At 67.9% G+C, this 12,331-nt stretch carries 13 protein-coding genes; all 13 read right to left on the reverse strand.

The window, feature by feature from the left end:
* Window positions 1-374 (reverse strand): DUF72 domain-containing protein (locus tag ACIQ6O_RS06590; RefSeq protein ID WP_396206985.1); only part of this gene is annotated, 374 nt, incomplete at its 3' end.
* Window positions 343-1,857 carry a hypothetical protein gene (locus ACIQ6O_RS06595; protein WP_396206986.1) on the reverse strand — a complete coding sequence of 505 codons (1,515 nt, stop codon included), beginning with the start codon at window positions 1,855-1,857 and terminating at the stop codon, window positions 343-345. The genes ACIQ6O_RS06595 and ACIQ6O_RS06590, both read right to left, overlap by 32 nt.
* 9 nt (window positions 1,858-1,866) lie before the next feature.
* Window positions 1,867-2,574: an ABC transporter ATP-binding protein gene (locus tag ACIQ6O_RS06600; protein WP_396206987.1), complete on the reverse strand. Its 708-nt coding sequence runs from the start codon at window positions 2,572-2,574 to the stop codon at window positions 1,867-1,869.
* The gene (locus ACIQ6O_RS06605; RefSeq protein ID WP_396206988.1) at window positions 2,567-3,790 is read right to left on the reverse strand and encodes an ABC transporter permease; all 1,224 of its coding nucleotides are present in this window, start codon (window positions 3,788-3,790) and stop codon (window positions 2,567-2,569) included. Before ACIQ6O_RS06605 ends, ACIQ6O_RS06600 begins: the two co-directional genes overlap by 8 nt.
* 10 nt (window positions 3,791-3,800) lie before the next feature.
* On the reverse strand, window positions 3,801-4,682 hold the full coding sequence (locus ACIQ6O_RS06610) for an ABC transporter permease (protein WP_396206989.1): 882 nt from the start codon (window positions 4,680-4,682) through the stop codon (window positions 3,801-3,803).
* A gap of 29 nt (window positions 4,683-4,711) precedes the next feature.
* Window positions 4,712-5,503 carry a metal-dependent transcriptional regulator gene (locus ACIQ6O_RS06615; protein ID WP_396206990.1) on the reverse strand — a complete coding sequence of 264 codons (792 nt, stop codon included), beginning with the start codon at window positions 5,501-5,503 and terminating at the stop codon, window positions 4,712-4,714.
* 10 nt (window positions 5,504-5,513) lie between these two features.
* The gene (locus tag ACIQ6O_RS06620) at window positions 5,514-5,993 is read right to left on the reverse strand and encodes a universal stress protein (protein ID WP_396206991.1); all 480 of its coding nucleotides are present in this window, start codon (window positions 5,991-5,993) and stop codon (window positions 5,514-5,516) included.
* Entirely contained in the window at window positions 5,954-7,330 is a 1,377-nt protein-coding gene (locus ACIQ6O_RS06625; RefSeq protein ID WP_396206997.1) for an Nramp family divalent metal transporter, read from the reverse strand. The genes ACIQ6O_RS06620 and ACIQ6O_RS06625 overlap by 40 nt, the downstream gene beginning before the upstream one ends.
* 110 nt (window positions 7,331-7,440) lie before the next feature.
* The gene (locus ACIQ6O_RS06630) at window positions 7,441-9,123 is read right to left on the reverse strand and encodes a gamma-glutamyltransferase family protein (RefSeq protein WP_396206992.1); all 1,683 of its coding nucleotides are present in this window, start codon (window positions 9,121-9,123) and stop codon (window positions 7,441-7,443) included.
* A gap of 117 nt (window positions 9,124-9,240) precedes the next feature.
* The gene (locus tag ACIQ6O_RS06635) at window positions 9,241-9,852 is read right to left on the reverse strand and encodes an NUDIX hydrolase (RefSeq protein WP_396206993.1); all 612 of its coding nucleotides are present in this window, start codon (window positions 9,850-9,852) and stop codon (window positions 9,241-9,243) included.
* A 28-nt stretch (window positions 9,853-9,880) separates the two neighbouring features.
* Window positions 9,881-10,237, reverse strand: a complete 357-nt coding sequence (locus ACIQ6O_RS06640) for a rhodanese-like domain-containing protein (protein ID WP_396206994.1) — start codon at window positions 10,235-10,237, stop codon at window positions 9,881-9,883.
* Between the two features lie 40 nt (window positions 10,238-10,277).
* Complete coding sequence (locus ACIQ6O_RS06645) at window positions 10,278-11,129, reverse strand: D-amino-acid transaminase (RefSeq protein WP_396206995.1); 852 nt, start codon at window positions 11,127-11,129, stop codon at window positions 10,278-10,280.
* Window positions 11,130-11,174: 45 nt separating this feature from the next.
* The coding region (gene chrA, locus ACIQ6O_RS06650; protein WP_396206996.1) for a chromate efflux transporter at window positions 11,175-12,331 on the reverse strand (1,157 nt) is incomplete at its 5' end.

Here is a 12,331-nt window from a genome sequence, read left to right on the forward strand (position 1 = left end):
CCGCACTGAATGAGGATGGGCCCCAGCTTGGGCCCCAACTCACGCATGCGCTCCACGAACGCGAACAGTAGATCGTCGCAACCGACGAAGCGCCGCTCGTGCGTGATCTCCTGCGGCATCTTGCAGGTGAACACGAACCGGTCGGGAACGCGCTGCGCCCAGCTGCGCACCGTGCGGCTTGGCGGGATCGCGTAGAAGGTGGAGTCGATCTCCACCGTTTCGAAGGCACGAGAAAACGTGCGCAGAAAGTCCGCGGGACGCGTACCACTGGGATAGAAGGGCCCCACCCACGCGGGATAATTCCACCCCTGCGTGCCGAAGCGCGTGCGTGCGCGCTGCGCGTTAGCGGTAGGTCTCGAAGAATCCACGGCCACGGCCGTCGAGTACTTTGCCGCGGATGCGACCACTGAGCCGCGCCTCACCAGCCATCTGGATGAACCAGGGGCGCGCAAGCCCGCGCGCATAGTCGCCCTCACCGCGCTCAGCGAGCCCCATGCGCGTATCCGTCGCCACGGCATCGTCCACCGTGAGCAGTACGCGCAGCGTGTCGGCGCCGCGCACATCGAACAGCTCGGCCGTTGCCGGGACCGCGAGTGGCCCCTCGGCTGTCTGCACCATGCGCGCGTCGTCGTAGCGCATCGCCTTGGGACGGAACAGCGCCACGAACCCACGCTCGTCGGTGACGTACACGAACAGCGGCGAGGTGCCGCCACTCGTGTCCTCGGGGGTCACGCGCCCGTACAGCAGCGTGTAGTCACCGGCGCGCGTGGCCCCCCACTCCCACGTCACGCCGCGCCACCCACCCCAATTGTGGTCGTGATAGGCCTGCGCGTTCTCGTACGTATCGCACCGTGATGCCACACAAATCGTGCCCGTGGCCGTGGCGCGCAACGCCGGCACCGCGTACCCCGAGGTGAAGTCGCCGCTTATGAGCGTGGCTCCGGGGAACTCCACGCGCGGCGCAGGATTCACCACGAGGTCGAGCGTCAACGTGGTGCCGGTGCCGGCCTCCCGCCCCACGGACTTCACAGCGTACCGTCCATCTGGGAGTACACGCACCTGCCCGTCACCGATGCGCACATCGGCGTCGCGTCGACTGAATCGCACCCGATCGCGTGTCACGTTGGTGACGAAGCGGCGTGGCGCCTTGCCGCGCTCGTGCAGGGTGACGAGCAGCTGTCCGCCCCAGCGATCGCCGCGCACGTCACCCCCTACCAGGAAGGTGATGAACGCCCACCGCTTCGCATCAGGCGAGAGCACGTTGAAGTAATGCCACTCCCCCCACGAATCGGCGTTCGCCAACCCCTCGCTCGGTCGGTGGAATCGATCGACGTCGTGCCGCAACTCTGCCATCGTGGGGCGCGTCCACCGCAGATCGCCGGCGTCGTCGTCCCATACGCCGTTCGAGATGTCGGGCATCGCCCCAAGCTGGCGGGTGGCCGACGGCACTTCGCCGGTGGCCCGCACCGGATGCTCAACACCGTCGGCGGTGGTGAGGTACAGCAGCTTGCCCTCGAGCTGCGGCGCCGCCACCGTGACCGCATCGGCCAAACGCGGACTCGTGAGTACCTGCCGGTGCACGAACCGCGCGTTGGGCACGGAAAAGAACAGGCCACCCAGCCCGCCCGTGGTGAGCACTTCGATGTCGATCCCCTCGGGAAGCACCGTGACCTGCCCGCCGCCGACCAGCCGCTCCTGACTCGCTTGCCGCACCATCGCTTCGCCCACGGCGAGGAGCACGATCATCACCGCCACGCCCACGCCGAAGCCGCCACACAACAGCAGCGCCCGCCACGGGCGCGAAGTGACCGTGCGCCATGCCAGCAGCCACGAGGTATTCAGGCGTTCCCGGTGCATACGATGCGCCTACGCGCTCGCTTGGCGCACGTCAGTCGCCACGCGACCGTCAAGCAGGCGGATCACGCGCCGCGCGGTATTGGCCACCACGCTGTCGTGCGTCACGAACACCAGCGTTGTGCCATCACGATTGAGCTGACCGAACAGCGCCAACAGTTTCTCGCCCGTGGCCGCGTCGAGCTCCCCGGTCGGCTCGTCGGCGAGCAACAAGGCGGGTTCATTGGCAAGTGCGCGCGCGATCGCAACGCGCTGCTGCTCACCGCCCGACAGCTGCGTGGGACGATGGCCACGGCGATCTCCGAGGCCCACGTACCCCAGCAACTCCGACGCGCGGGCGCGCCGAGCTGTCTTGCCCAGCCCCGCTTCGGCGAGCGGCAGCTCGACGTTCTCCTGCGCCGACAACGTGGGCATGAGATAGAACCGCTGAAACACGAAGCCGATGTGCCGGAGCCGGAAGGCGGTGGCTTCGGCGTCGTCCAGCTGGGCCGTGTCGCGGCCATTCACGAATACGCGCCCGGAGCTTGGCGCGTCGATAGCGCCAAGCAGATGGAGCAACGTGCTCTTGCCACACCCCGACGGGCCCGTGATCGCCGCGAACTCACCGCGCGCGATTTCGAGGTCGATGCCGCGCACCGCGTGCACATCGGCATCCCCCATGGTGTAGCGGCGATGCACCTGTTCACAGCGAATCACCGCTTCGGAGAATACGTCAGCCAACGGCGTCCTCGCGCAACGAGCGCACGATGGGGATGGAGGCAGCACGCCAGGCTGGGAGCAGCCCGGCGAGTGTCCCGGAGATCAGCAGCAGCGCTAGGGACTTCCACGCCGCTTCCGGACTCCAGAGGAAGAAATCGAACGCTGCGGGCAAGCCGGGGAAGTCGCGCAGGATTCCGTTGAGCCAGCGTGCAGTCACAATGCCCAGCAGCAATCCGCCCGCGATGCCGGCACTGCTGAGCAAGAGTCCCTCGAGAAATACCTGACGCAACACCCCACCCTTCTGCGTACCGATCGCGCGCAGCACGGCGATCTCGCCACGTCGTTCGTTCACCGACAGCGTGACGAGCGTGGCCACCAGCAGAAAGCCGATACCAAGACTGATCGCTCCGAGCACGAAAGCCAGCTGCCGGAAGTACGACAACCGCTCTTCGACCTGCCGGATGGCGGTCTCGGTGCTGATGGCGGTCACTCGCGGCTGCGAGGCCGCAATCCACGCGCGCACGGCCTCCACACTCACCGAATCGCCACGGCGACTCTCCGCCATCGCCAACGACATCCGGTCCCGATACGCGGCGCCGAGGAGCGTGCGCACATCGCGCAGCGGCAACGCCATCACGGGCGTTTCGGCGGGCACATAGAAGAACCGCCCTTCTCCCGAGAGCACGACGAGCCGCGAACGGGCGGTGGTGCGCAACTGGGCATCGATACCCGCGGCCACCGTGAGGGTGTCCCCAAGCTGGTGCCCGCTCCGCACGAGGAATGACTTACTCACGACGGCGGGCAACGGCGCTGCCGGTGACAGGCCGTCACCGGTCACCGGCATGTCGCGCCCGGCTTCGAGCACGTAGTCGCCCTGCACATCGGATTCGAGCCCGAGTGTGAACACCGACGGGAACGTCTGCCCCGGCAATGCGAACGTGGTGCCCAACGACGGACTCACGGCCTTGATGTCGGGGTTCGCACGCAGCGCCTGTACGATGGCCGTGGCGCCGTCGATCGTGGCCTCGCTATCGAACGGCAGCGTGCCCTTGGGCGACACGCGCAGTTGGTACCCGCGCGTCAGGAGCAACGAGCGAAAGCTTTCGCTCATGCCCGTGGCCAGCATCACCATGTCGAGCAGCAGCGCCGCCGCAACCGCGATGCCGAGCACCGCGAGCATGGTGCGGGCGGGATGCCGCCGTAACGTGGCCAACGCCAGCGTGGTGCGCATGCTCATTCGCGGCGCCTCATCGCCCAAGCAACGTGAGCGGTGGCGTGCGCACCAGACGCCACGCCGCCACCGCCCCCGCGCCGATGCCGAGCACGAGACTCGTGAGCGTCGCAAACGCGAAGATCTCGGGCGTCAGCAGCGCGAACAACAGTGGTGTGCGGTACACCTGCTGGAAATGCGCATTCACGATGAGGCTCGATACCCAGCCAATACCGGCGCCGATGATACTCCCGATCACACTCACCACCGCGGCCTCGATGACGATGGAGCGAATGATCGTGCCCTGCGAAATCCCCATGAGCCGCAGGGCGGCAATGTCACGCCGCCGTTCCTCGACGCTCAGCAGCAACAGACAGAGGAGAAAGACAGCGCTGGCCACCACGGTGATCAGTCCGATGGCGCGATGGAAACGCTCCACCACGCGGAAGGTGCGCGAACTCTGCACCGCCACATCGCCCGACTTGTGCGCGCGAAACCCGAAGGCCACGTGATTGATGCGCGCCACGGCCGAATCCACCGGCACGCCCGCGCGCACTCCCACGGCGAAACGGTCGACGCGGTCATCGAGGCCGAGCAGCTCCTGCAGATGATCGAGGTGCGTGCGGATGCGGTACTCGCGGCGAGCCACCTCGGCCGGATCGGCCTTCCGCTGAAAGACCGCCGCCACCTCCACGGTATCGCCGAACGTCCCCGGGCTTCCCGACAGGCGCACGCGACTCCCGGGACGCAACCCGAAGTCCTCGGCCATCCGCGCATCGATGGCGATGCCGCGCTGGGCCGGCGCCACACGACCATAGGTGGGCGACAGGGCCGAATCACCCTGAGCCGCCAACGATCCGGCCGGACTCAGCACGACCGCAATGGCGACCGCGACGCGGCAGCACGTTCGAAACGTCATGGGCACCACCCGCTCCGCCTACGAACGGATCAGCGGGCCGATTTCCGGGGACGCGGGCGTGCGATCGCCTCGCGGCCGTGGCGATCGGCCGAGGGCGAGACGGACATCGCGAGATCGGAATCAGACGGGGTGGCAGGCATGGACTCCACCAACACCTGAGCCGCCAGATTGGGTCCCACCACCGGCTCGTGCGCCCCGATCCGCAGGGTGATGGGGCCATCGAATGGCGCACGGGCCACCAACGTGATCTCGGCGCCGGGCTGCAGTGAGATCTCCGCCAGATACCGCAGCAGCGACGGATCCTTGTCGCTCACGCGCACCATGCGGACATGTTCACCGACCGCGAGATCGGCGAGCGTGCGATGACGGCGCTCGTCCACCACCCCGTCGGCGGTGGGAATGGGCGCCCCGTGCGGGTCCGCGGTGGGATGCCCCAGTGCCGCCGCCATCCGATCGATGAGATCGTCGGACGCCGCATGCTCGAGGCGTTCCGCTTCATCGTGCACGCGATCCCAGGGATAGCCGAGCACCTGGGTGAGGTAGCTCTCGAGAATCCGGTGACGCCGGATGGTGCGCAGGGCGGCCCGTCGCCCGAGCGCCGTGAGCTGCACGCCCCGGTACGGGACGTGGTCGAGAAATCCCTGTGTGGCCAGACGACGAATCATGCCGGTCACTGATGCCGGCGCTACGGCCAGCGCGCTGGCGACGTCGGACGTGGCGGCCGCGCCGAACCGGGTTTCGAGCTCGTAGATGGCCTTGAGGTAATCCTCGACCGGCTCGGTGAGCGGCGGCGGGGCGGCGGCGGCAGGGCGGGCGGGCATCAGCTCGATCTCAACGCGGGCGGCCGCCAACGGGTCCGCGCACCATCAGCACCGGGACCATAGTGCGATGACGCACGCCATTGGCAGTGGTGCCGTACAGCAAATCCTGGATGCCCTTATGCCCGTGCGTGGCCATGGCGATGAGGTCGCACCCCTCACGGTCCGCGGCGCCGGCGATCTCCGAGGCCGGGTCACCGCCGGCGAGGATGGATTCCGTGTCGAATCCCTCGGTCCGCAATGATGCGCACACGCTTTCGATGTAGTCGCGATCCACGCGCATCTCTTCGCTCTCGCGCAGCTTGAGCGACAGCTGATTGCGGGCTGCCCACCCATCGGCCACATGTATCAGCACGATGGACGACTGGCACATGGTGGCCAACTGCCGCACGTGGTCGAGAATGACCCGATCGTACGATGAATGTTCGAGCGGTACGAGGATGCGGCGATACATCAGGCCAGCCACCCGCTGACGGTCTGCGCGAGCAGCCATACGTTGAGCGACGCGATGAGCGCGGCGACGACGTACGCGGCCACCTTGAGCGGCATCGAATTGGCGAACTCGCCCATCTTGACCCGGTCGGAAGTGAACTGCACCAGCGGGAACACGGCGAAGGAGAGCTGCAACGACAGCACCACCTGACTGAACACGAGCAACTTGGCGGTGCCGCTTTCGCCGTAAAGTATCGCCACGATCGCCGCCGGCACGATGGCGATCGCGCGCGTGATCAGGCGTCGGAGCCACGGCCGGATGCGCAGGTTGAGAAACCCTTCCATCACGATCTGGCCGGCGAGCGTACCGGTAAGCGTGGAATTCTGCCCCGAGGCGAGCAGCGCCAGAGCGAAGACGGCACTTGCCCCGCCGACGCCAAGCAGCGGAGTGAGGAGCTGGTAGGCGTCCTGGATCTCCGCCACCTGGGTATTGCCGCTGCGGTGGAACGTGGCCGCGGCCACGATGAGAATGGCGGCGTTGATGAACAGCGCGAAGGTGAGCGCGATGGTGCTGTCGAGAAACGCGAAGCGCACGGCCTCGCGCTTGCCTTCCGCATTTTCGGCGTACTTGCGCGTCTGCACGATGCTCGAGTGCAGGTAGAGATTATGCGGCATGACGGTCGCACCGAGGATGCCGATCGCGATGTACAGCATCTCCGGATTACGCACGATCTCGGTGGTGGGCACGAAGCCGCGCGCCACCTCGCCCACATCGGGGCGTGAGATGAACAGTTCGAACACGAAGCAGCCGCCGACCACCGCGATGAGCGCGATCACCAGCGCTTCGAGCAGACGGAACCCCCGGTTCTGCAGCAGGAGCACGATCATCACGTCGAACGCGGTGATGGCGATGCCCACCGGCAGCGAGATGCCGAACAGGAGATTGAGCGCGATGGCGGTGCCGATCACCTCGGCGAGATCGCAGGCGGCGATGGCGAGTTCGCAGAGCACCCAGAGCACGAAGCCGGTGCGCGGCGAGTAGTGATCGCGGCACGCCTGCGCGAGGTCGCGTCCGGTGACGATCCCCAGTTTGGAGGCGAGCCCCTGCAGGAGCACCGCCATCAGGTTCGACAGCAGAATGACCGAGAGCAACGCGTAGCCAAAGCGCGACCCGCCGGCGAGGTCGGTGGCCCAATTGCCGGGGTCCATGTACCCCACGGCCACGAGATACCCTGGACCGGCGAAGGCGATGAGCTTCCGGAACCACGTCGCCCCGTGCACTTCCACCGACCGGTGCACTTCGGCGAGCGACGGCGCGAGTCGCGCCCGCTGCCACCCCGGCTCAGTATCCCCGCCATGGGCGGGGGGCGTGTCGGGACGTTCGGACAGGTTGGGCATTTCAGCATTCGGTAAAGCCATACTACTAATTTAGGTCATCCTAAACCAAAGACAAGAGGCGGCCGTACCATGCGGTACGGCTGTCCCTACCTCCTCCGAGGGTTCGCGCCCTACTGACGGGCGGCGACGCCGTCGCGACGGGGGTCGGCCACGCCGATACGTGTCCCGTTGGGACGCACGTAGACCGCGTGCACGCCGCCAAAGGTGATGTCGGCCACACGGCTCTCCGGGCGATAGCCGCGGGTCACGAGCGCCTGATACACACTCCCCGCAAAACCGGGCTCCACTTCCACGTCACGGTCGGTCGCCGACGCGTGAATACGTGGCGCGGCGATGGCCGTCCAGGGATCCTCCCCGAAGGCGAGGATGCGCAGCGTGACCTGCGTGATCGCCGGCTGGATGTACTGCGACCCCGCCGCGCCGATCACCAGTCGCACATCCTTGCCCTGCAGAATGAGCGTGGGCGACATGGTGGAGTTGGCGTAGCGGTTGGCGCCGCGCGTGCGCGCATCGAGATTGGCGGCCGACGAGTTGAGCCAGAACCCTTCGGTGTACACGCCTGAGCCGAACAACACGCCGACGGTTGTCGTCGCCGACACCGCGTTACCGCGCCCGTCCACGACCGAGAGATGCGAGGTGAAGCTCTGCCCCTCTTCACCGGCCTCGCCGTTGGCCGGTCCACTCTTCGACGGGCTGCGCTCCGCTGGCGCCGCCATGGCCGGCTGCGCCGGATACGGGTCGAACCGGCCGCACGCATCGGCCACCCGCGTGGTGTCGAAGACTTCCGCATCACCGGCCCGCACCGTGTCGGCGAGCGCGCCGCCCACAAGCCCGGCCCGTGCCGTCGCATACGCCGCACTCGACGCACCGCGCGCCGGCACGCGCAACGCTGTCGGATCACCGCGCCAGCGGCTGCCGTCCGCCCCCGCGAGGCGCATGATGTCGGCCATCTTCACCACCGCGTCCGGGTGCTCGGTGAACCCGCCCGCGTCGGCCACACCGCTCGCCTGCGCGATCTGCAGCATCTCCAGCACCGACGCGCCACCCATCGGCGGCGGCGCGCCGATGACCGTGTAGCCGCGCCAGGTGGTGCACAGCGGACGCACCGTGAGCGTGGGATAGCGCCGCATGTCGTCCACGCTGATGAGCCCACCCTTCGCCTGCACCTTGGCGCTCAACCGCTCGGCGATCGCCCCGGTGTAGAACGCGGTGCGGCCACCATCGCGGACGCGTTCGAGCGTATTGGCCAGCTCCGGCTGCACGAGTCGTTCCCCCGGACGCAGCGGCTCGCCGTTGGGCATGAAGCGCAGCATGGCCAGCGAGTCCGCCTGCATCTTGGGACGCGAACGATCGATGGTGCGCGCCAGCAGCGGCGACACGACGAACCCCTCGCGCGCGAGGCGGATCGCCGGTGCCATCACCTGAGCGATCGGGAGCGTCCCCCACTTACCGTGGGCCTCCAGCAGTCCGGCGACCATCCCCGGTACGGCTGCCGCGCGCCCCATGGCCCGCCCCTGTGAGGTATCGGGACGCGCCCACCCCGCGTCGCTTCCGGTACGCGGATAGAACGACAGATGTTCGACCGTGCCGGTCTTCGCGTTGTAGAACGTCATGGCGCCGCCGCCACCGAGTCCGGTTTGCGACACGTCGGTCACCGAGAGGGCGAAGGCGGTAGCCACATACGCATCGACGGCATTGCCGCCCTGCGCCAGCATCGCCGCGCCAGCCGCGGCGGCATCGGGATGCGAGGCCGCCACCATCCCGTTCGGCCCTTCCACACGCTTCCCCGACATCGGAGCCACGGGGGTCGACGTCGATCCGTTACGGCAGGACGCGAGGCCCATAGCTGCGACCGCGACGAGCGCGCGGGTTGTCTTCAGTCCTGAAATCACCGGCAATCCTCTGCGCCGTTAAACGCTGATATCCGCATCGTCATTCAGAAGCGACAGCAACTGCTGCACGATGCGTTCGGTAAGGCCCCACACGATGTGCTCGTGCACACGGAAGCCGGGAAAGCGCGCACTGGCGCCGTTGATGGTCATCACATGCTCGGCGCGCGAATCTTCGTGTGCCAATACGGACAGCGGCACCCAGAACGTTGCCGCCACTTCCTCGCTGGGGGCGAACGTCACGTCGGGCGCCACCACGGCCACGAAGGGGCGAATCAGAATCGGTGGCAGTACCGGCGAGCGCGGCGCGAGATCATCGAGGCGGCCGAGTATGGTGCCGGCGCGCAGATCGAGCGCAAGCTCCTCGTAGCTCTCACGGCACGCGGTTTCCTCGAGCGTGCCGTCCCCAGGCTCGTGGCGCCCACCCGGAAACGCCATGTGCCCGCTCCACGGATCCCCCTCGTGTTCGGCGCGCTTGATGAAGAGCAGTTCCGGTTCGCGCTCCACGACACGAATCACCGCCGCCACGGCGGCGAGCCGCGCGTCTTGGCGTCGATCGGCCTCGGCGGGCACCCGCACCGACAGCCGCGCGGCCAGCGCGGCAACGGTGGGATGCGCGAGGGCATTCAACACGAAGGCAACCGATGCCGCGTTCGGGTGATCAATCGGCGACCGCGCCGCCGGAGGCGGCCCAGTCGCGGAACCCACCGGCGAGTGAGGCCACATTGGTGTAGCCCATCTCCTTGAGCGTCACCGCCGCAAGCGCCGACCGGTTGCCGCTCGCGCACATGAGCACGACCCGCGCATCACGCGGCACCTTGGCCTCGATCTGGCTTTCGAGCACGCCGCGACCGATGTACTGCGCCGGTGCCGCATGCCCCATCGCCCACTCGTTCTGCTCACGAATGTCGATGAGCGTGAGCGCCTCACCGTGCGCCAGCGCGTTCTGGACTTCGCGGGCCGTGACTTCGGTGATCGCCGCCTTGGCTTCGGCGATCAGCTGCTGCGCGGTCTTCATGGCATCGACTCCGGGGTAGGTGAGAGAGGAAACGAATCGATCAGGTCGTGAGCCGATGCGCGCGCGCCAGATAGGCCTCACGCATGCGCAGCGTAACCGCGCCGGGCGAGCCGTTGCCCACCACATGCTCATCGATGCGCGTAACCGGCAGCACGAAGCTCGTGGCGCTGGTGATGAAGCACTCGTCGGCGTGGATCGCCTGGTCCACCGTAAAGGCGCGCTGCACCACCGACACCTGCGCCTCGTCGGCCACGTCGAGACAGACATGGCGGGTGATCCCGGCCAGAATGTCGCTCGAGAGCGGGCGCGTGTAGGCGATGCCGTCGCGCACGATCCAGATGTTGCTCGATCCACCTTCGGTGACCAGACCGTCTTCGTGCATCATCGCTTCGAACGCGCCCGCCTGCCGCGCCGCCTGCTTGGCCAGCACCTGTGCCAACATGGCCGTGCTCTTGATGTCGCACCGCTGCCAGCGGATATCGGGCACGACGTGCACGCGCATGCCGTGCTGGTGCGGATCGTCGCTCAGCTTCTTTGGGCGCGCAAAGGCGAACACCGTGGGCTGCACTTGGTCCGGGAACGCGAAGTCACGCTCGGCGGCTCCACGAGTGACCTGCAGGTACACCAGCCCTTCGGTGACGCCGTTGCGGGTCGCAAGCTCCTGCATGACCGACTCGAGTTCCTGCATCGGCGCTGGCGACGGCATGGCGAGCTCGCGCAGCGACCGTTCGAGGCGCACGAGATGCCGGTCCGCGTCGAGCAGTCGGCCGTTGAACACGGCCGCGACTTCGTAGACCCCATCGCCGAACAGCACGCTGCGGTCGAAGATGGACACGTGAGCATCGGCTTCGGAGACGTACGAGCCGTTGATCCAGCAGGTGCGCAGGGACACGGGAAGCAGGGGCTTGGGGAGGACGCGCTCAAATCGCGCGAGAATTTACGGACTGACGAGCACCAACGAACGGACGAGGCCGACCGCGGCCCCACCCGCCAACACCCACCCGGCACTGATCGTCGTGCGAATGAGGAGGAGACTGGCCACACCCAAGATAGCCAGCGACAGCGCGGACGGCGCGAATCCGCGCGCCATGAGCAGCACCACCCCGGCCATGAAGGCGAGCGTGACGGCGTTCACCGCGTCGAGGGCCCGGCTGAGCATGGGCGACCGGCGCAGCCGCACCACGAACGGCGCGGTGACCGCTACGCCCACGAAAGCGGGCAGGAAGATGCCGGCCGTGGCCGCCGCCGCCCCGCCGTGCCCACCCAGCAGATAGCCGGCAAACGTGGCCGCCGAGAATACGGGCCCGGGGGTCACCTGCCCCACGGCGATGGCATCGAGCAGCTGCGCCTCCGTGAGCACCCCGAGCCGTGTGACGAACTCCCCGCGCAGGAAGGTGAGCAGCACGTAGCCGCTACCGAACAACACGCTGCCGATGCGCGCGAAGCTCAGGAAGATGGCGGGCGTGGAGAGTAGCGACGCCGAGTCGGCTCCCGCGGCCGGCAGCAGCCCGAGGGCGGCCCATGGCACACCGGTGAGGCGTGTCGACGAGCCGGGGCCACGCTCGGCCAGCGCCCACAGCAGCGAGGCGCCGACCGCCGCGACCAGGAGCGTGAGTTCGGAGACCCCCATCAACAGCCCCGCGAACGCCAACGCGGCGAGCACGATCCCGGCACGGGTACGCACCAGACTCCCCTTCAGCCGCCAGATCGCCTGCACCACCACCGCCAGCACCGCCGGCTGCATCGCCTGCAGCATGGTCTGCACCTCCACGCGCGCGCCGTAGCGCACGTACGCCCACGCAATGCCCCACACGAGCGCCACCGCCGGCACGATGAAGCAGCCCCCCGCCACGACGAGCCCCGGCCATCCGGCGCGCTTGTAGCCCAGGTGAATGGCGAGCTCCGTGGAGTTGGGGCCGGGGATCAGATTCGCCGCGCCCACCAGATCGGCGAATTCGTCGCGCGTGACCCACGCACGCTTCGCCACCAGTTCGTCCTCCATCGCCGCGATGTGCGCGGCGGGGCCCCCGAACGCGGTGACACCGAGCCGGGTGAAGACGGCGGCGACTTCCGCGAGCGAGCCGTGGGGAAATC

The sequence above is a fragment of the Gemmatimonas sp. genome (assembly GCF_044345575.1).
Classification (GTDB): Bacteria; Gemmatimonadota; Gemmatimonadetes; order Gemmatimonadales; family Gemmatimonadaceae; genus Gemmatimonas.

What these genes read in the sequence shown, in the direction of transcription:
- ACIQ6O_RS06595 (WP_396206986.1), bottom strand. Translation starts at nt 1,857, where the DNA reads ATGCACCGGGAACGCCTGAATACCTCGTGGCTGCTGGCATGGCGCACG.
- ACIQ6O_RS06605 (WP_396206988.1), bottom strand. Translation starts at nt 3,790, where the DNA reads ATGAGCATGCGCACCACGCTGGCGTTGGCCACGTTACGGCGGCATCCC.
- ACIQ6O_RS06610 (WP_396206989.1), bottom strand. Translation starts at nt 4,682, where the DNA reads ATGACGTTTCGAACGTGCTGCCGCGTCGCGGTCGCCATTGCGGTCGTG.
- ACIQ6O_RS06615 (WP_396206990.1), bottom strand. Translation starts at nt 5,503, where the DNA reads ATGCCCGCCCGCCCTGCCGCCGCCGCCCCGCCGCCGCTCACCGAGCCG.
- ACIQ6O_RS06620 (WP_396206991.1), bottom strand. Translation starts at nt 5,993, where the DNA reads ATGGCTGCTCGCGCAGACCGTCAGCGGGTGGCTGGCCTGATGTATCGC.
- ACIQ6O_RS06625 (WP_396206997.1), bottom strand. Translation starts at nt 7,330, where the DNA reads ATGCCCAACCTGTCCGAACGTCCCGACACGCCCCCCGCCCATGGCGGG.
- ACIQ6O_RS06630 (WP_396206992.1), bottom strand. Translation starts at nt 9,123, where the DNA reads ATGTCGGGGAAGCGTGTGGAAGGGCCGAACGGGATGGTGGCGGCCTCG.
- ACIQ6O_RS06640 (WP_396206994.1), bottom strand. Translation starts at nt 10,237, where the DNA reads ATGAAGACCGCGCAGCAGCTGATCGCCGAAGCCAAGGCGGCGATCACC.